This window comes from Pirellulales bacterium (assembly GCA_019694435.1).
GTDB lineage: Bacteria > Planctomycetota > Planctomycetia > Pirellulales > JAEUIK01 > JAIBBZ01.
Genome location: JAIBBZ010000034.1, coordinates 31,741 through 49,640, shown reverse-complemented (window position 1 = coordinate 49,640; position 17,900 = coordinate 31,741). Strand labels below are relative to the sequence as shown.

14 protein-coding genes are annotated in these 17,900 nt (G+C 65.0%); 3 read left to right on the top strand and 11 right to left on the bottom strand.

Annotated features, from left to right (window positions below):
- Positions 1-70: 70 nt before the first annotated feature.
- Complete coding sequence (locus K1X74_19585; GenBank protein ID MBX7168549.1) at positions 71-1,591, top strand: hypothetical protein; 1,521 nt, start codon at positions 71-73, stop codon at positions 1,589-1,591.
- A gap of 42 nt (positions 1,592-1,633) precedes the next feature.
- On the opposite strand, the gene K1X74_19580 is transcribed toward K1X74_19585, so the two are convergent.
- The 9 genes from K1X74_19580 to K1X74_19540 form a co-directional block, all read right to left on the bottom strand.
- Positions 1,634-2,446 carry a hypothetical protein gene (locus K1X74_19580; protein ID MBX7168548.1) on the bottom strand — a complete coding sequence of 271 codons (813 nt, stop codon included), beginning with the start codon at positions 2,444-2,446 and terminating at the stop codon, positions 1,634-1,636.
- 137 nt (positions 2,447-2,583) lie between these two features.
- The gene (locus K1X74_19575; protein ID MBX7168547.1) at positions 2,584-3,000 is read right to left on the bottom strand and encodes a carboxymuconolactone decarboxylase family protein; all 417 of its coding nucleotides are present in this window, start codon (positions 2,998-3,000) and stop codon (positions 2,584-2,586) included.
- Between the two features lie 4 nt (positions 3,001-3,004).
- On the bottom strand, positions 3,005-4,333 hold the full coding sequence (locus K1X74_19570; GenBank protein ID MBX7168546.1) for a PQQ-like beta-propeller repeat protein: 1,329 nt from the start codon (positions 4,331-4,333) through the stop codon (positions 3,005-3,007).
- A complete protein-coding gene (locus tag K1X74_19565) occupies positions 4,326-6,140 on the bottom strand; it encodes a redoxin domain-containing protein (GenBank protein MBX7168545.1) in 1,815 nt (604 codons plus the stop codon). Before K1X74_19565 ends, K1X74_19570 begins: the two co-directional genes overlap by 8 nt.
- A 180-nt stretch (positions 6,141-6,320) precedes the next feature.
- On the bottom strand, positions 6,321-8,432 hold the full coding sequence (glgX, locus tag K1X74_19560; protein ID MBX7168544.1) for a glycogen debranching protein GlgX: 2,112 nt from the start codon (positions 8,430-8,432) through the stop codon (positions 6,321-6,323).
- A 50-nt stretch (positions 8,433-8,482) separates the two neighbouring features.
- Entirely contained in the window at positions 8,483-9,223 is a 741-nt protein-coding gene (locus tag K1X74_19555; protein MBX7168543.1) for a hypothetical protein, read from the bottom strand.
- 262 nt (positions 9,224-9,485) lie between these two features.
- Positions 9,486-10,991, bottom strand: a complete 1,506-nt coding sequence (locus K1X74_19550) for a hypothetical protein (GenBank protein ID MBX7168542.1) — start codon at positions 10,989-10,991, stop codon at positions 9,486-9,488.
- A 363-nt stretch (positions 10,992-11,354) separates the two neighbouring features.
- Positions 11,355-12,395 (bottom strand): hypothetical protein, encoded by a 1,041-nt coding sequence (locus K1X74_19545; protein MBX7168541.1) that lies wholly within the window; start codon positions 12,393-12,395, stop codon positions 11,355-11,357.
- 10 nt (positions 12,396-12,405) lie between these two features.
- Positions 12,406-13,938: an amidohydrolase gene (locus tag K1X74_19540; GenBank protein ID MBX7168540.1), complete on the bottom strand. Its 1,533-nt coding sequence runs from the start codon at positions 13,936-13,938 to the stop codon at positions 12,406-12,408.
- 553 nt (positions 13,939-14,491) lie between these two features.
- Between K1X74_19540 and K1X74_19535 the strand changes: the two genes are divergently transcribed.
- Positions 14,492-14,686, top strand: a complete 195-nt coding sequence (locus K1X74_19535) for a (2Fe-2S)-binding protein (protein MBX7168539.1) — start codon at positions 14,492-14,494, stop codon at positions 14,684-14,686.
- A 73-nt stretch (positions 14,687-14,759) separates the two neighbouring features.
- Here the strand turns inward: K1X74_19535 and bfr are convergent, their stop codons facing one another.
- Positions 14,760-15,242, bottom strand: a complete 483-nt coding sequence (bfr, locus tag K1X74_19530) for a bacterioferritin (protein MBX7168538.1) — start codon at positions 15,240-15,242, stop codon at positions 14,760-14,762.
- A gap of 164 nt (positions 15,243-15,406) precedes the next feature.
- A complete protein-coding gene (locus tag K1X74_19525; protein ID MBX7168537.1) occupies positions 15,407-16,189 on the bottom strand; it encodes a glycerophosphodiester phosphodiesterase family protein in 783 nt (260 codons plus the stop codon).
- Positions 16,190-16,407: 218 nt separating this feature from the next.
- Here K1X74_19525 and K1X74_19520 point away from each other — a divergent pair, with 218 nt between their 5' ends.
- Complete coding sequence (locus K1X74_19520) at positions 16,408-17,712, top strand: PP2C family protein-serine/threonine phosphatase (protein ID MBX7168536.1); 1,305 nt, start codon at positions 16,408-16,410, stop codon at positions 17,710-17,712.
- Positions 17,713-17,900 lie beyond the last annotated feature (188 nt).

Sequence of the window (17,900 nt, the reverse complement as noted above, 5' to 3'; positions counted from 1 at the left end):
GACCTGGGTAAATTCTGCCGGTCGTAGCGATTGTTTCGCTCGCCACCGGCCCCCCGGGACTTGCAACGGCATGGCGGACAAGACCAGCGAATCGCTTCGCGGCGGCGAACGCCTCGGCAGCGGGGAGACCCGCGTCGATGGCCCGCACTTGCCGCGCGATGGTCGCGTGACGGCCGCCGAGCCGTCGCCCGCTTCGTTTGCCGCCGCGCCCGGCGAGCTGGCGCAGGTGCACCCGGCGGCCGCCGATCTGGAAATGCTCGAGCTGCAGGCCCAGCAATTGGCCGCGCATCTGCAGCGCCGCCAGGCCGAGCTCGACCGGCGCGAAGCGCTGGTCCATGCGCAAACCGCGCAGCTCGACCAGGACACGCGCAACGCGCGGCTCTGGTTCGGCGAACGGCAACATGAAATCGACGATCGTCTGGCCGAACTCGAACGGCGCGAACGCGATCTGGCCGACCGGTTGTCGCAGGTCACGGCGGCCGAAAAACACGTCACCAGCATTCAGACCGATGTTCGCCGGGATACGGCGCTCCGCGACGAAGAACTGGCCCGCCGCGAAGCCCGCGTACAGGCCCGGGCCGAAGAGCTCGCCGCGCGCGAAGCCGCGTTGCGCCGGGCCCGCGGACAACTCGACACGGATCGCGACGAGCTCGCGGCGACGCAGCTTCGCGTCCAGCAACAGCTCGATCGCCGGCGCCTGGAAGGCCTGCGCACGGTGCGTTTGGCATTCGAGCAACTCGACGCCCGACGGCACGAGCTGGAACAGCGCGCCGCGGTGCTCGACCAGCAGGCGGCCTCTCCCGCGCCGGTGGCGACCGTGGCGGATTCGCCCGAACGAATGTCGCGGCTGGCGCGGCGCGAGCAGCTGCTGGCCGAGAGTGAAGCTTCGCTCCAGCAAGAACGCGAACTGCTGGCCGCCGAGCGCGAGCGCCTGGCCGGCGTGTTGCGTAGTCATCAAACGGAACAGCAGCAGGCTCTGGCCCGACTCGATGCAGCCAGTAAACAACACCAGGCGGCGCTTCGTCAGCAGCAGGAAGCCTTGACGCAGCGGCAAAGCGAACTAGACGCACGACAGTCGGCGCTCGACCAATTGCGCGCCAACCTCGAGGTCGTGCACCGCGAAACCCTGGAAATGCGGCTCGTCACCGAAGAGCTCTGGGTGCAAATCACGGCCCGCGTGCCGGGCCCCGTGCTGACTCCTGCCATCGGTCGGCTGCGCAGCCAACTGGGCGACCACTTCCAACTGTTGGGCCAGCAGCTCGACGAGCGTCGCGGTCAGATGGAAGCCGCACGCCGCGAATTGGCCGAGGAACTCGCTCGGCTCAAACAACAGCGCGACGAATTGCACCGCTGGGCCCAGCGGCGGCACGAAGAGCTGCAAGAACTTGCCGGGCGGTTGACCGCGCGGCAGGACGAGCTGGCGCGCCGCGAGACGGCCTTCGAACAACTCCAGGCCTCGACGGCCGACGAGCGGTTGCGGCTGCAAGGCGAACTGGCGGCCCTGCAAGCGGAGCTGCGCCGCCGCCTGGCCGATCCAGACAGCGCGCCGGCTCGCGGCACTGCGGGCTCGAAACGACGCAAAGCCGCCTAGCTGCGCGACGCGGCGCTCTGAGGAATTCCGCGCGGGCGGAATCTACTTGTCCGAATCGCCGCTCAAGCTGCCTGAAGTCTTGCGTTTTTCCGCGGCCGCGGCTTGCTCGAGAGCGCCCCGCGTCGCGGCGATCGCGGCGTGAATCTCGGCCGGCGAGAAATACGGCTCGCTGGTGCCGTCGACATGTTCGATGCGCTTCGCGGCGAGCTCTTCCCAGCTCAGGCCGTTGTTCAAATGCCACGCGGCCGCTTGTGCGGCGCGCTGATCGACCTGGCCGGCACTGAAGGCCTGCAGCAATTCGCGCACGCCGGTGCTCGTCGTGAAGTCGTCGAGCGGACGGATTTCGTAGGGGATGTTTGGGCGCGGAACCGGCTTGCCGTGCTCGAGGCAGACGGTCGCTAACCGGGCTTCGCCAACCTTTTCCGGCGGGATGTTGAACTGGCCACCACCACCGCCGCCGAAGCCACCACCACCACCGCCGCCTACGCCTTGCGAACCACCACCACCACCGGCGCCGCCGGCGCCACCGCCGCCGCCGCCGAATTGATTGAGCACCGGCACTCCCGCAAACGCGTCGGGCAGACGGACATTGATGGGCTTGTCCGTGAGGTTCTTGACCAGCAGCCGGGCCTGCTTGTCATTCCTGGGAATGAACTTGACGTCGACCTGGCCCGCCTTGATCGCGGCGAACAATTCGAGCTGCTCGGCGTCGTCGTTCGTGCGTTCCGCCGCCGTGACCGCCGAGAGGGACCAGCCCGCCAGGCCGAGCAAGCTCAGGCCGCAGGCCAGCATTCCGAACCGAAAGCCGCGCAGGCGGAATCCGCGGGCATCGCAAACCAGGGCAGCGCAGTTCATGGACCAGCACCTCTTCACGACCGAATATGCCAGCCTTCCACAGTAATTGCCCCGCCCGCGAAAACCAAGCAAAAACGGGCCGTCGACCGTCCGGAAACCGGCTACGGGGCCGTCCGCGGCGTGCCCGATTCGGCCGGTTATAGGGGGGGAAACACGTCCGGCTCGACCTGGTAGGCATCGGCCAGGGCGTTGGTGCTGTTGAACAGGGCGACGACGGCCATCAGCTCGCCAAGGGACTCGTCGTCGAGCCCCAGCTTCTTGACCGCCGCAGTATGTGAATTGATGCAATAGCGACAGCCGTTCGTGGCCGACACCGCCACGGCGATCATCTCCTTGGTCAGCGGGTCGAGCCGACCTGGAGCCATCACGACTTTCAGCCGGGTCCAGATTTGCTCCAGCAGCGGCGGATAGTTCGCCAGGGTCTTCCAGAAGTTGGGGACAAAGTCGATCTGTTTCGTGGCTTTGATGTCGTCGAAGATCTCTTTCACACGGCCGGTGGCCGCCGCTTCGTCGACCACCCGTACCGTCGCGATCCGCGGGCTGGCGTCGGGCATCGTGTCATTCTCCTGTGCTGGAATTTGGGTTGCGACGAACGCTCACGGCCTCGACCAGATCGATCGCGACCAGTTGCGTGTCGCCCCGGGCGAACATCTGCGTCTCGTAATAGGCCGGATGCGCCCAAGTCGCTTCGACCACCTTGGTGCGCGACAGCTCGGTATAGCCCTGGGGGTTGGCCCGGGCCAGGACCAGCTCGCCCTCGGCATTGAGCGCGAGCAGCCGATCGTCGTCGCCCGTCCAAACGAGCGTGGCCTGCGGGTTGCGGCCGCGCGGCGTGAGCTGATTGCCATCGTCCCAGAGCTTGTTGCCCGTGGCCAGCTCGAAGCACGTCAGTCCGTATTGCTTGTCGAGCAGGTACACGTGCCCGTCGCGCACCAGCGGTTGCGACATCAATCCGCGCAGATTGCGGTTTTCTTCCCAAGCCAACTCGGCCGTGGCCAGGTCGGCCGACGGGCGAATCGCCTTCGAGCCTTCCCAGTAGCCTGCGACGAACACCAGCCCTTCGGCGTAGACGGGCGTCGCGATCGAGACGCCATACGTCACCGCATAGGGAATTTGCCAGGCGATCCGGCCGGTCGCCGGGTCGATCCCCAGCACGTGCTGGGGGCTCCAAGCGACGAGTTGCTGGCGTTGGGCGGCGGCAATCACGATCGGCGTTGCGTAGCCGGCCGGATCGTCGCCGGTGCGCCACACTTCGCGCCCGCTCGCGCGTTCGTACGCCACGTAGCATCCGCCCGGCAGGCCTGGATGGACGACGACCAGGTCGTGCCAGACGACCGGCGAGGCGGCCAATCCCCACTCGGGCAACTTGGCCTGCTGCGACGCCACCAGATCGTGGGCCCAGATCACGCGACCATCGCGGGCATCGAGGCAATGCACGTGGCCGACGGCCCCCAGCGTATAAATCCGCCCATCGTGAAAGGTGGGCGCTGCGCGGGGACCGTTGCCGTAGTCCAGCTTGCCGTACTCGACCGGGTACCGATGTTGCCACAGCAGATGCCCATCATCGGCCGCATAGCAGAGCACGCGTTCGCACTCTGCTGGCTCGGTTTGCCGATCCATCGTGTAGACGCACCCGGCCGTGGCGATGATGCCGGAGTAGCCGCCGCCGATGGCCATTTGCCAGCGTGTCGTGAGGCCTGCTTCCGGCCAACGATCGGCCAGCGGCGGCGCGTGCCACGAGCCGTCGCCGCGCGGTCCGCGCCAGTGCGGCCAGTCCTCGGCCGAGGCCGGCACGGTCGACGAGCAAACGGCCGCCACGAGGGCCCATGAACAAGTCTGCCTTATCGAGCCGCCGCGGCGCATGCGATCGCTGAACCGGCTATTCACCGGTCGAGTCGCCGTCGTCGGTCGTGACTTCGCCACCGGGATGCGCGGGATCGTACGGCACGGCGATATCGAACCAGCCGATCATCATTTCCTCGAACGTCTGGTCGCCCCAGAGCACGTCCGATTGGGGATCGGGGTTGGCCAGGTTGTCGGCCGAGTTGTCGAAGTGTGCAATGCACCGGATGGCCGACCCGGCCGGCATCTTGCGCGGCTGGCTGAGGATGAAGTGGTTCTGCCAGTTGAAGTCGTAGCGGGGCACATCCAGCACGATCTCGCTCGAGCCGTCGGGCAGCTCGGCGATGTAGCGGAACGATTTGCCGCGCAGATGCATGTGCGGGAAATAAGCGAGAATCAGCGCGTCGTCGAGGAACTTGCGACGCGCGGTGACTTCGTAGTTCGGATCGCCCGCCGGAATCCGGAAGTTGTGGTTGATGGCCCGATCGGTCGCCACGCGATGGGTGACGCCCTTGGCGTCGGTGAATTTCAGGCCAATCGAGCTGCGATCGTCCTGCGGCGTGCCGTTGGGGGTGTAGTGCATCTGGAAGATGAGTTTCGACCCGGCGGGGATCAGCTTGGCCATCCCGTCCGGAAACACGAACGGCCGCGTCCCCGGCGCGAAACCGGCGACGAAGTGAAACCCGCGAGCATCCTTGGCGCGCGATTCGGGCGGCCTGGCGAACACGATGATGTGGTGCACGACGCCGCGGTTGCCCGGCACACATTCGGCCGTCTTGAGCCACTTGTCCTCGGTGAAGCCCGGATCGACGGTGAAGTATTGATAGTCGACCACGCCCTCGGCGGGGACGTGGTACGCCTCGTCGCTCATGTAGACCACCTGGTCCGGCTCGAACGGCATCTGCCAGCCGGTTACATACTCGCGCGGCTCGGGCAATTCGGCCCGATCACCTTCGGGCGCACCGGCGGCGACCCAATCGTGAATCTGCTGCAATTGCTCGGGGGTCAGGCGGGCATCGTTCGAGAAGTGGCCGTAGTGCGGATCGGCATGCCAGGGCGGCATGCGGTTGTCGCGCACCACCTCGTCGATCATCTCCGCCCAGCCGACGACCTCGTCGTAGCTCGTCAGCGAGAACGGCGCGATCTGACCCGGCCGGTGACATTCGGCGCACCGCTCCTGCAAGATGCGGGCAATCTGATTGCTGTAGGTCACCGGGGCATCAGCCTGGGGCGTCTTGATCCGGCCGATGATGCAGCCGGGCACCTCGGTCTCGGTCGTAGTGACGGGCTGGCCCGCCAGCAGCGCGTCGAGCGCTGCGGCCAGATCGCGATGGCGAATTTCCGGTCGGGCGTAGCCGCCGCCGGTGGTGAAGCCGTACTGATCGTCGATCCGGCCGTGGTAGCGGACCACGCGCTCGGCGTCGAGCAGGAACACTTCCGGCGTGCGTTGCGCCCCGAATTGATCGGCGACTACGTTGCCCGCGTCCTTCAACACGGGAAACTCGATGCCGTGCGCGCGGGCATACGCGGCCAGCTCGGTGATGCTGTCTTGCCGGTTCGAGTCGATGCCGATGAACTGCACGCCCTGGGCTTGGTACGCTTCGGCGAGTTCCATTAGCCGCGGGCCGTAGAGCTTGGCCAGCGGGCACTCGACGCCGAGAAACACCACGACCACGGCCTTGGCCTCTGGGAAGTCGCCCAGCGCCACCTGCTTGCCGCGAAAATCTTGCAGGCTGAACGCAGCGATCGATTTTCCCACGGCCGACGTCGCGCTCTCGGCCGCGAGCATCGGCAGACACATCGCGACTGCGACCAACAAGCACACCATCCACGCGATCAGCGTGCGCCGCATGATTTCCTCGCTTGGCAGCTTTGCCGCAAGGCCAGAAATGTTCACCCCCCGCGGCCCGATTGTAGCACCCTCGGCGCGGGCCAGGCCAGCAAGGTTTTGAGGGGGCGCGGTCGAGCAAGCCGTGCGCCGGCCCCCCTGGCGCGGCGCGGGACTGGCGCGATGGGCGACGACCGCCTGCGATCAGCCCTTGGGCTCGAGAGCCAGGATCGGCGGAGAGACGTAGGCCCGGAAGCTGCGCGGCTCGAGCACGAAGATGCCCGAGGCCGGCGGCGCGGGGCCGTCGCACGCCGGGAAGATATCTCGCGGCGAGGGAGCGGCCGTATCGACCAGCAGTCGCCAGGGCACGTCCCGCACTGCCAACGGGACGACAAACGGCAGCGGCTCCAGGCCGCTGTGGAAGCAGAGCATGACGTGCCGGGGGACCTGGTTATTGGGTCCGATTTCCGTGGCCGGAATCGCTCCCAGGATGCACGTCAAGCTGTGGCTGCTCCAATCGACGGTCCCACCCGAGGGGCCATACCAGCTCACGTCGGGTAAGCCGCCGGGGGCAGGGGTCTCGCCGCTCAAGAAGCGCGTGCGGCGGACCGTGGGCTGCGAATTGCGGAAGGCGATCAGCGCCTGCGCGAAGCGCACCAGGTCGACATGTTCGTTGACCAACGACCAGTCGAACCAGGAGATCTCGTTGTCCTGGCAGTAGGCGTTGTTGTTGCCTTGTTGTGTACGGCGGCACTCGTCCCCGGCCAGCACCATCGGCACGCCCAGGCTGAACAGCAGCGTGCTGAGCATGTTCTTGACCTGCCGTGCGCGGATTTTCTCGATCTCGACACGGTTGCTGGGACCTTCGACGCCGTAATTGCAGGAATAGTTGTTGTTGTCGCCGTCGCGATTTCCCTCGCCGTTGGCGTCGTTGTGCTTGTGGGCATACGAGACCAGGTCGTTCAGCGGAAAGCCGTCGTGCGAGGTGATGAAATTGATGCTGTGATAGGGCCGACGGCCGCTGGGCTGGTAAAGATCGCTCGAGCCGGCCAGACGCGTCGCGAGCACGCCGAGCGTGTGCCCGTCGCCGCGCCAATAGCGTCGCACGTCGTCGCGGAAATGGCCGTTCCATTCCGCCCAGCGGACGTTCGCAAAGCTGCCGACTTGATAGGCGCCGGCCGCGTCCCAGGCCTCGGCGATGATTTTCGTGTCGGCCAGGAACGAATCTTCGGCGATCACTTCGATGATCGGCGTGTTGGGCAGCAGATCGCCGTTGCGGCTGCGGCTGAGAATCGACGCCAGGTCGAAGCGGAATCCGTCGACGTGATAGTTCAACACCCAGTGGCGCAGGCAATGGAAGATCAGCTCGCGGACGACCGGATGATTGCCGTTGACCGTGTTACCGCAGCCCGAATAGTTGCGGTAGCCGCTGCCGCCGTTTTCGAGCATGTAGTAGACGCGGTTCTCGAGCCCCTTGAACGACAGCGTCGGACCGCGCTCGTTGCCTTCGGCCGTGTGGTTGAACACCACGTCGAGGATCACCTCGATGCCCGCCTCGTGCAGGGCGCGGACCATCTGCTTGAACTCGTTGACCTGCGCCGCCGGCTCGTGGCTCGCCGCGTAGCCGCGGTGCGGCGCGAAGAACGCCATCGGGTCGTAGCCCCAATAGTTGGTCCGCTGGGTCGGGCCGCCAAAAAATTCGTTGGTCGGGAACTCGTGGACCGGCATCAACTCGACGGCCGTCACTCCGAGCGCCTTGAGATAGGGAATCTTCTCGATGACCCCCAAATAGGTGCCCGGATGCTCGACGTCGCGGGCCGAACGGGTGAAGCCGCGCACGTGCAGCTCGTAGATCACCGTGTCGGACAGGTTGCGCTTGAGGTGCCGGTCGCCGTTCCATTCGAAGTGATCGTCGACCACCACGCACTTGGGCGGCCGCACGATGCCGTCTTCCGATTGCTGGAATTCGCCGGCCAGGGCCTTGGTATACGGGTCGATCAGCCGAGCCCGGCCGTCGAACCGCTGGCCGCGCGCCGGGTCCCAAGGGCCGTCGGCCTGCAGGTGGTAGAGCTGGCCGGGACCGATCCCCGGGACGAACAAGCACCAGTTGCTGCCCCAGCGATCGTGCTGACCGTCAAAGTCGATGATTTCACGCGGCTCGCGATCGCCGACGCGATCGTACAGCAGCAGTCGCATCGCCGTGGCCGAGCGGCTGAAGACGACGAACCGGACCCCGGAATCAACCACCATCGCCCCATAGGGCAGGTGGTAGGCGAAGCGTAAATCTGCGTGTGTCGAAGTGGTCAGGATGGCCATGCAGGGAATTCTTGCCGCCGGGTGCTGCGCAGGCGAATCGAGCGGGCCGATTACTCGGTATCTTCGACTCGGAAGGCGGCGTGGCAGTCTTTGCAGCTCGTCTCGATGCGTTCAATCGCCGCTTTGGCCGCAGCTAGATCGGCCGCGTGGGCAGCGGTATTGAGCGCACCGCAGGCCTCGCGCCATTGGCCACACAACTCATACCACCGGCCCACCTGCTGCGGGTCTTTGACCTCATGGGTATCGGCCACCGAGACCTGAGCAATCGCGGCCATCAGGGCCGAAAGCTGTGCAATTTCGGTGGCTTGCCGGTCGAATCGTTGCACGCCGCGCTTCAAGCGCGAATTGAGCGAGGTCACCTGTTTCATCAACTGGCCCTGCGAGGCCAGCTTTTCCCATTTCAACGCGGGCGCGTCTGCGGGGCCTTTGCCGTCGAGCGCGGCTTTGACGGCCTCGGCTCCAGCGGCGGCCTCGGCCTGGCTCTTCGCCGCGGCGAGTTGGCTCGCGGCCGCCGCGATGGCCGGCGCGTGGGCCTTGAGCGGATGATCTTCGTCGTGCAGACCCAGGCATTGCGCCAGGGCCAGCATACTGTGCGCATCGCGTCGCACCTTGGTCTGGGCGTTCTTGTAACTGTCGGCCGAGGCCGTCGCTTTGGAGCAATCGTCCACGAGCTTTTCCAGCGCGGCCGCCAGGTCAGCGGCCGGGGCAAACTTCGACACCGGCGGGGCGGCCGGCGGATCGCCCGCGGCAGAGGTCCCGACGGTCGCCGCCAAGAAAATCACCGAACGCATGACGATAAGCACGCTGCTGCGACGCATACCTCGATCACTCCCAAGACAAACAAGCAGACGAGTTGACAAGCACGATGGCCGGACACGAAAGCCGGCGACGACTCGCCTCCAGAGCGTACCCTCGAATGGGATGAACCGCTACGCCTCGCGTCACGCCGAGCGATCGGGCACATGCGAGAAGCAAGCGAGCGGCGTTCCGCAAAGGCAGCGGGGTACTTCCTGGCTGCTTTCAGTCCCCCCTGGCGGCTGCAAGTGGCTGGTGTCAGTTACCGTTTCGTCGCCGTGCACGGGCGAGCGCCTGACATGCGAGGACCGCACCACCGCCGAGCGCCAGTATCCAAGACGACGGTTCGGGGATGAGATGGAGTTCGGTGATCTGAATCCCCCATTGATTTGTGCCGGCGGCGAACTCCTGGAACGTCCAAAACCGGAGCGGATCGCTGGGATCGATGACCGTCGCGCTGTAATCGCCCCAGCGGTTTCGCGCGCCGCCACGGTTGTAAGTGGACACGCCTTGCTTGAGCAGCAGCGGCTCGCCGAATGTCGTGATGCCTGACGCGTTTGTCCTGCCAACGACTGCGTACGAGCTGGCGAATTGCGCGCTCCCCGCCCCGCTGAACCCGATCACGACGTCGCCGAATTGGTTGACGGCGATCGAGCCGATGAAATACTCCAACTCGTCGTCTGCGATGTAGCCCTGTTGCACAACGAGTTTCGTGGCTTCATCGACTTCGAACCAATGTTGCGCCGCGCGGCCGTCGACATCGACGGTGTGCACTCCCCACAGCGATCCGTTCAAGCGCACCAACTCGCCCGCGTAGCCCTGCGAGGTCTCGATGGGCATGATTCCCAAAGGTTGCAGGGCACCATTCAAATCGGGAATCGTTTGCTCGAAACCGTCGAGAAATTGCCGCGGGCTGAGCGTCGGCGAAGTTATCGGTCCATTGATGAAGAATTCGCCGGCCCGGCCGTCGATGCCCGTCTGCAACAGCGAGACGAACGCCGGCCGCGCGCCGGCGTTGTCGTAGTCGATGACCGCCAGGCTGTCCGACTGGGCAACATTGAACACGTTTTCGAATTTGGTCGCCTGCGCGACAGTCGGTACCGGCGCAATCAGGTCGGCCTTGGGAATGGCCACGACGTCGAGCGACGAGAAACTGTCGGTGCCGATGTTGAACATGTTGGCCGCGACGTACACGGCCTGTTGGCTGAAGCCGAGCTTCGGAAAATCGACCCAGGTTTGGTCATCGGCGTCGGCGTCGAAGCTGAACCCCGACCAACCGTCCAAGGGGTTAGGCGTGTTGGAGACGGCCACGAGGATCGCGCTGGAGCTGCTGCGCCGGGAAGACAGTTCGGTGGCATAAAAGCGGTCGCTAAAGGGGTCGTACACCACGCGTGGGTCGAACACGTCGGTCAGCAGTCCCCCGGTGATGCCCGCATTGCTCCAAAAGCCCGAGGCGGTATTCGAAGCCAGCCGCGCGCCGGTCAACTTGTCGTAGACGTTGTAGCGGCCGTTGATCAGTTCGACGATGTGCGCCTCGCCGACGGTGCCCATCGTGTCCGGCGGAACCGAGAACGAGTTGCCCACCCCGGACGCATATCTTGCTCCGGTGAAATTCAGGCCGATTTCAACCAGGCCCTCGGCTTGGCTGCCCGCTGGCGCAGCACAGGCGACGAGCAGCCAAACGGCGATCAGTCGCGATGCGGGTCGGCGAACATTCGCGTCGACGAGGGGTCGAGGCGCACGAGTTGCGGTGTGCGTGTTCATTGTTCAACGGATCGCGTGGTTGCCTGGGTGCTGTTGCATACGGACTCAACTGGCAACTCGGACGCGCTGCCCGACGAAAACGGGCGCCAGCAGCCGCAGTGTTTCCCCCGAAACGCCCCTGGCCGGATGCTGTGATCCGCGCCAAGGGCAGACGTGCGGCTTCAAGCCAGGTATCGCTCATCGACGGCCACAAGGCTCGGCCGACGGCTTCCATGGCACGACCAGAGTCGTCAGTTCACGAGCGGCACTCGAGGGAGAGGTTGGCGCGGTCGCCACAGAAAACGTGTTGCGCCGGCGAGAGACACACGACGAATATAGTCGCCGCTTGCTCGCGTTGCACGCGCGACTTCGCTCGGCAGCGTTTCAGTAACCACAGGTCGGGCTGTGGACTTCGTAAATCAGGTGCTTGGTCTTGGGCTGGGCCGGGTCGTGGCAGACGTTGCACGCGGGACCGTCGGGCAGTTGCGCGTGACGCTGGGTCGAGTTGCCATGAACCTGGTGGCAACTCAGACAGGTCGTCTCTTCCCGGCCGAGCAGCACCACGTCGCGAACGTTTTCCCACACGTGCCGGTCGCCCGGGTTGAGTTCCGCACGGTCGGCCTGCTGCCAGTCGACAGCGAAATCGCGAAACAGATTGTCGCCCGGTACGAACTGATTGGCATACGGCAGACCGGTCGAGCGCGATTTGCCTCCGCGCAGATGGCACTGGGCGCAAATCGAGGTGACGACCCGCGGCGGGTCCTTGGCCGCCTTCGACAACGTCATCAAGGCCGGGTCGTTGGCATGCTCCTCGGTGGCCGCGCCGTGGCAGACGAAACAGTCGTGCCCCACGGCGGAAAACGCCTGGTTTTCGGTCGCTACGGCGGTCGCATGGCAGCCAGCGCAACCCTGGTTGAAGGCCGCCGCGTCCCAGGTGGCCTGCTCGTTTTGCGTGAGCCGCCAGCGGCCGCCGCGCGTCGAATTGGCGCGGACGCTGAGCAGATCGCAATGGCCGTAGCGCTCGCCGCGGCGCAAGAAGCACATCTGCTGGCCGGCACCCAAGAGCAGCGTCACCTCGCCGATCACCGCCTTGCCGGCCGGGTCGGCGGCCAGCAGCTTGACGGCGGGGTGTTCGGGCTCCACGTCGCGAATCGTCCGACTGTGACGGTCCGTCTGCCACGAGCGGCCCACTTCGCGGCGGTGGCAGAACAGACATTCGCCGCCTTCCATGTACTCGGGCAGCTCTTCGCTGATGTGATCGGCGCCCCAAGCGGCAGGATCGAGCGCGTCGGGCGGCGCCGCGGCGCGCAGTGCCAGGGGCCGACCTGCGACGAGGCAAGCGATCGCCGCAGCGGCCAGCAGGCCCATCGCCGCCAGCGCCGTGCGGCGCACACACGTCACGACGCTGCCCGAGACAGCTTGCACGCCGTACACCTCAAACTCGGGTGTCGTCGCGGACCCAGCCGTACGCGGCGTTTTCGCGCTGCCCGCCGTCGTGCAGATAGGCCATTTGCAGCTTGGTCAGCTCGTCCTTAGGAATCGTCTTGCGCTGCGCATCGACGTCGACCTTGTAGAGCTTGGCCGCGTTGAGGCCGAAGATCTTGGCCTTGTCTTCCTTGGTCAGCTTCGCATAGCCGAACTTCTCGCACAGTTCGTCGCTGATCTGGAAACGCTTGAAGGCGTCGATGACCCATTGGGGCGAGCCCCACCACAGGCAGTCGGTCCCCCAGACGACGTGATCGGCGCCGTAGAGCTTTACGTTCTTGCCGATCAGGTGCTGACAGGCCAAGGGATTGTCGATCGCCAGCGAGCCGAACGACGAGCCGATTTCCGGGTAGACGTTGGTCATCTGCGGATTGCGCTCTTTGATCTTCATCAGCAGATCGTGCCAGGAGAAATCGCCCGTCTCGGGGTTGAAGTTCTTGTCGAACTCGCCGCCGGGTTCGCCGGGGGCATGCTGCAAGGCCGAGTGGTAGATGATGAACGTCAAGTCCGGGTGATCGAGCGCGGCCTTTTCGACGTCGGCCGGGCTGGCCAGGTGGCCGAGCGTCTTCGACTGCGACGAAAACCCCTTATGCACGCTGATCAGCTTGATGCCCAGCTCTTTCGATTTCTCGTAGGCCGGGTAGGTCATCTTCTCGTCGTCGAGCCGGAACCCGTTGCCCGAACGGCCCGGATCGGTGTGACAGTACCACTTCCACGAATCGATGCCGTACAGCTTGACTTCGCGCTCCATCTGCTCGAACAAAGCGGCGAAATCGGGCTCGTTCTTGTCCTTGTTCCAATAATGGTTCGGCGCACAGTTGCCCTGGCAGAGGGCCCGTTGACTGCCGGCCATGTCGTTGATGTCCTTCTTGCGCATCGACATCAACCAGCTCGGCAGCACGCCACCGCCGCGCTTCGGGCCTTCGAGCACGTTGCCCTTGCTGTCGAGGTGTTTCTCGCGGCCAGGCACGCCGGAGATCACCAGCATCGCCGTCTCGCTGTCGAAAAACATCTCCTTGACGAAGTTCGGGAACGCGTAGGCCTCGGGTGTCTCCTGCAGCTTGAAGCCCATGTTCTTCACGAATTCCTGGTTCTTGAACAGTTGCATGTTCCGGAACCCGATCGCGAAGCCGTTGGTGAAGTGGGCCTGCACGTCGATGATGAAATATTCGCTTTTCGGCCACTTGTCCTCGTAGGCGCCGGCCTCGAGCGTTTCGGCCTCGTCGACTTCCCAGTAGTTGCCCCAGACCTTGTTGTTCGCCAGGAAGCAAGTGGCCAGACCCATCGAGCTGGCCATATAGTCGCGGCGGGTCATGCCCAGCCGTTTGGCGTTGTCCTCCGACATCCGCTGCACGAGGTGCTCGACCTGTTTTTGCCGGGTCGACTGGGGCCGTGGAATGAACTCCTCGTTCGAGACGACCTGGGTTGGCATCGGCGAATCGATGCCCTTCTTCCGGTCACGCGTCCACTTGGGAATCCACATCGAAGTTCACTCCTGGAGGGTTAGCCACACTCAAATCCAACTTCCCGCGGTGATTCTACTGCTGCCCCCGAGGCCGTGCAAAAACACCCATGGGTCGTGGTTGATTGCACTGCCGAGGTGAAAAAAACCGCGCCCCAGCCGCGCTGCGCGAGCGCACCATCGCGGCGCAGCAAGTTGTCGCGTGCCGTGTGCGGGGGGACAGGCCGAAGGCCGATCGCGGTGGTTCCCAGCCGTCGACGGCGCACCGGCAAGCACAGCCAGCGAGCGCCTCTTGCAGCGAGACTGGTTTGCGACTTGTGGCGACTCCTGGTTCCCGTGTCCCTGGATCAAAGGTCGAACACAGCCAAGACCGGGTTCCGGTCTCGGGCCCGCCAGGCTCCAGCTCGAAGGGCTACGCCGAAGGAGGGGGTGCCGCGGCTCGGCGGCGTCAAAAAGCCGCGGTTGTTGCATCGAAACCGTCTTGACGCTGCAGAAGAAGAGCTTATTCTAGAGACCAAGAGATTGAGACTCAGTCTCAGCTTCTTGGGTTGTTCCCGCCTGGATCGGCACCGCTATGAGCCCTGCCTACCAACTCGTCGATCAACTGGTATGTCGCTGTCTGCAGCTGAGCGAGGCCGATCTCGCCGAGGCGGTCGAACGCAATGGCTGCGACTCGGTCGACGACGTGATCCGCTGCACCGGCGCAGGCGACGGCTGCCGCGGCTGTCATCGACGGATGCAGGCTTTCTTGCGCAGCGAGACGCGCTAGCTGCTCGTTGGCAGATTGAGCGAGCGGTAGCGCTGCCGAAATCGCACTCGCCCCGCCGCGGCCGATGCCGGGCCTAGTGTCCGCCTTCTTCGCCCAGTTGCTGCGCGAGATAGTTCTCGATGCCCGTCTGCGAAATGACGTGCAACTGGGTTTCCAGCCAATCGACGTGCTCCTCGCTCTCGACGAGGATCTTCTCCATCAACTCGCGGCTGCCGGCATCGTTGAGGCTGATCGCCAGAGTGATCGCGGCGTTGTAGGTGGTCACGCCCTTGGTTTCCAGCGCCAGGTCCTTCTCGAACTGGTCCTTCACGTCGGCGCCGACGCGGATCACGTCGTAGCGGGCAATCTCGGGCACGCCTTCGAGAAACAAGATGCGATCGATCAATTGTTCGGCATGCTTCATCTCGCCCATCGACTCGTGGTAGTGCTTGGCGGCGAGGCGATTGAAGCCCCAATTCTTGCACATCTTGGACTGGCAGAAATACTGGTTGATGGCCGTCAGCTCGATCGTGAGTGCGGCGTTCAGCGCGTCGATCATCTTCTGGTCGCCCTGCATGGCGGTGGTCCTTTCAAGCGTGTGGATCGTCTACGCGCCGAATCTAGCATAGCGCCCGGCGCCGACAAGAGCGGTCCCGCGGGTGTTTTTCGCGGCGCGTCCGCATGCGCGCCGTACTGAGACGGCCTCTCACCGCCGAGGGTCGGACACGCGGCGACTGTGTCTCAATTGCCCGACGCGCCGGCCAGCTCGCGCTGAACTTCGAGAAACACGTCGCCGTGATCGAGGTTCACCATGTCGGCGCCGCCTTCGATGATGCGGCGAAAACCGGCGCGGTCCTTCTCGGTGAACAACACCATCAACTTCGCCCCGCGCCGATGACAAGCATCGAGCATCTCGGGCGTCAACCGGGCGAGGCCCGTCTCGATGATGCCCGCCTGCAGTTCGGTCACGGCGCGTTCGACCTCCTCGGGCGTGGCCGCGTTGACCTTGAGTGCGAGTTGCTGGTCGAGTTCGCGAAACCGCCGCGCGGCCTTGTTGGCGCCAAACCAGAAGAAGCAGTCGCGTTCCAGCCCCACCGTATACACGAGGTCGATCAGTGCCTGGAGGTCGCAATCCTTGACGTCGAAGTAGACTTTGGCCCGACCCTTGATCCAGCGCAGGTATGGTTCGAGCCTGGGCACGCGCTCGTTGGCGAATTTCGGGTCGAACCAGCTCCCGGCGTCGAGCCGGTCGATTTCGGCGCTCGAGAGCGAGCGCAGCAGGCCGTGCCCGTCGGTGGTCCGGTCGACCGACGGGTCGTGCAGGATGTACATCACGCCGTCCTGGCTGGTGCGGACGTCGATTTCGACATAGTCGACGCCCCAATCGATGCACAGTTGCGCCGCCGCGTAGGTATTTTCCGGCGCGTGCTCGTTGGCGCCGCGGTGACAAACCACCTCGACGGCCGATGCGCTCGCGCACAGGGCCAGGGCCAGCGCGGCGCCGATCAAGAGTGGGTGTTTCATCTTGCGCAGTTTCCCCGCAAAAGAATTTGGCGCGAATGAATATCGAAGCGGCCACTATCGCCCGGCGGCGATTGACTGGCAAGCCGGCGACCTGGCGCCCAGCACGCCTGCTCGATCACGCGATCGGATCAATCGCCGCCATGGCCCGCGCTCGCCTCACGGCCTAGAATCGCCAGTACGTCACTTGGTGCCGAATCATTCCGCCGCAGGTTCACTCGATGGATACGCCGCAGCCGATTACCGATCAGCTCGCGCCCGGCATTCCCTGGGAAACCCGGTTGCAGCACATCGTCGAGACGATGCGCGAAATGAGCCTGCAGACCGATCCCCAGCGGATGGTGCGGGCCTACGGCGAGCGGATGAGCACCCTGATGCCGCTACGGGGGATCGTGGCGATCAGCCGCCGCGGGTTGGACAGCCCCTGGTACCGCGTCACGCGGTTCTCCGGCTGGGAAGAGAACATCAATCCCTGGAAGCAGCAGGACCGGTTGCCGCTGTTGTCGACTGGCTTGCTCGGCGAGCTGCTGTATGCCGAGCAGCCCCAGGTGATCGAAGCGCTCCAAATCGACGAGCACGACGCGTCGTACCCTTACCTGGGCGAGGCCGGGTCGATCATGGCGATCCCGCAGTTCGATCAGGGGCGCGCCCTGAACATGGTTGTGTTCTATCATCCCGACCGGGGCGTCTTTCGTCCTGAAATGTTGCCGGACACGGTCTGGGTCAGCAATTTGTTCGGCCGCGCGACGCACAACCTGGTGCTGACCGAAGAGGTGAAGCAGGCCTACCGGGCCGTCGACCACGAGCTAAAAATGGTGGCCGACATCCAGCGTTCGCTGTTGCCGGCCGAGCTGCCCCGGGTACCCCGGCTCGACCTGGCTGCGCATTATCAAACCTCGCGCCGCGCCGGCGGCGACTACTACGACTTCTTCCCGCTCGACAAGGATCGGTGGGGCATCCTGATCGCCGACGTCAGCGGGCACGGCACCCCGGCCGCGGTGATCATGGCCATTACGCATGCGCTGGCCCATGGCCTGCCCGGCCCACAATTGCCGCCGAGCGAATTGCTCAACCGCATCAATCGCCATCTGGCCCAGCGCTACACGGCCGACAGCGGCACCTTCGTCACGGCGTTTTACGGCGTCTTCGATCCGGCGACGCGCGTGCTCGAGTTTGCCAGCGCCGGCCACCCCGCGCCGCGGCTGAAGCGCTGCGTCGACGGATCGATCTACTCGGTCGACGGTCAGGCCGGGCTGCCCTTGGGCATCGAGGTTGACGTGCAATACTCCACGTCGCGGCATCAACTCGTGCCCGGCGATCAACTGGTCTTCTACACCGACGGCATCACCGAGGCCCGTAATCCGGCCGGCGAGTTTTTCGGCCTCGCCGGCCTCGACCGGGTGCTGGGCCGCTGCCGCGACCAGGCCGGCACGATCATCGACGCCGTGCTCGCCGAGCTGGACCAGTTCACCGCGCGCCAGCCGGCCGACGACGACCGGACGCTGCTCGTCGCGCGGGTCGTTTGATCGAGCGTGCGACGCCGCACCCCGGCCGCTGCCCGGAAATACCGCGGTGGCGCCGGTCGAATCGCCGATTTTCCGGAGAAAACGCGGCCAAATTGACTCCTGCCCGGGCGAGTCGTATGCTTGCGTTGAACTTGGTTTTAGCCCAGACGAGCCCCCTACGATGACCGGCCCCGCGGTTTGCCGCATAT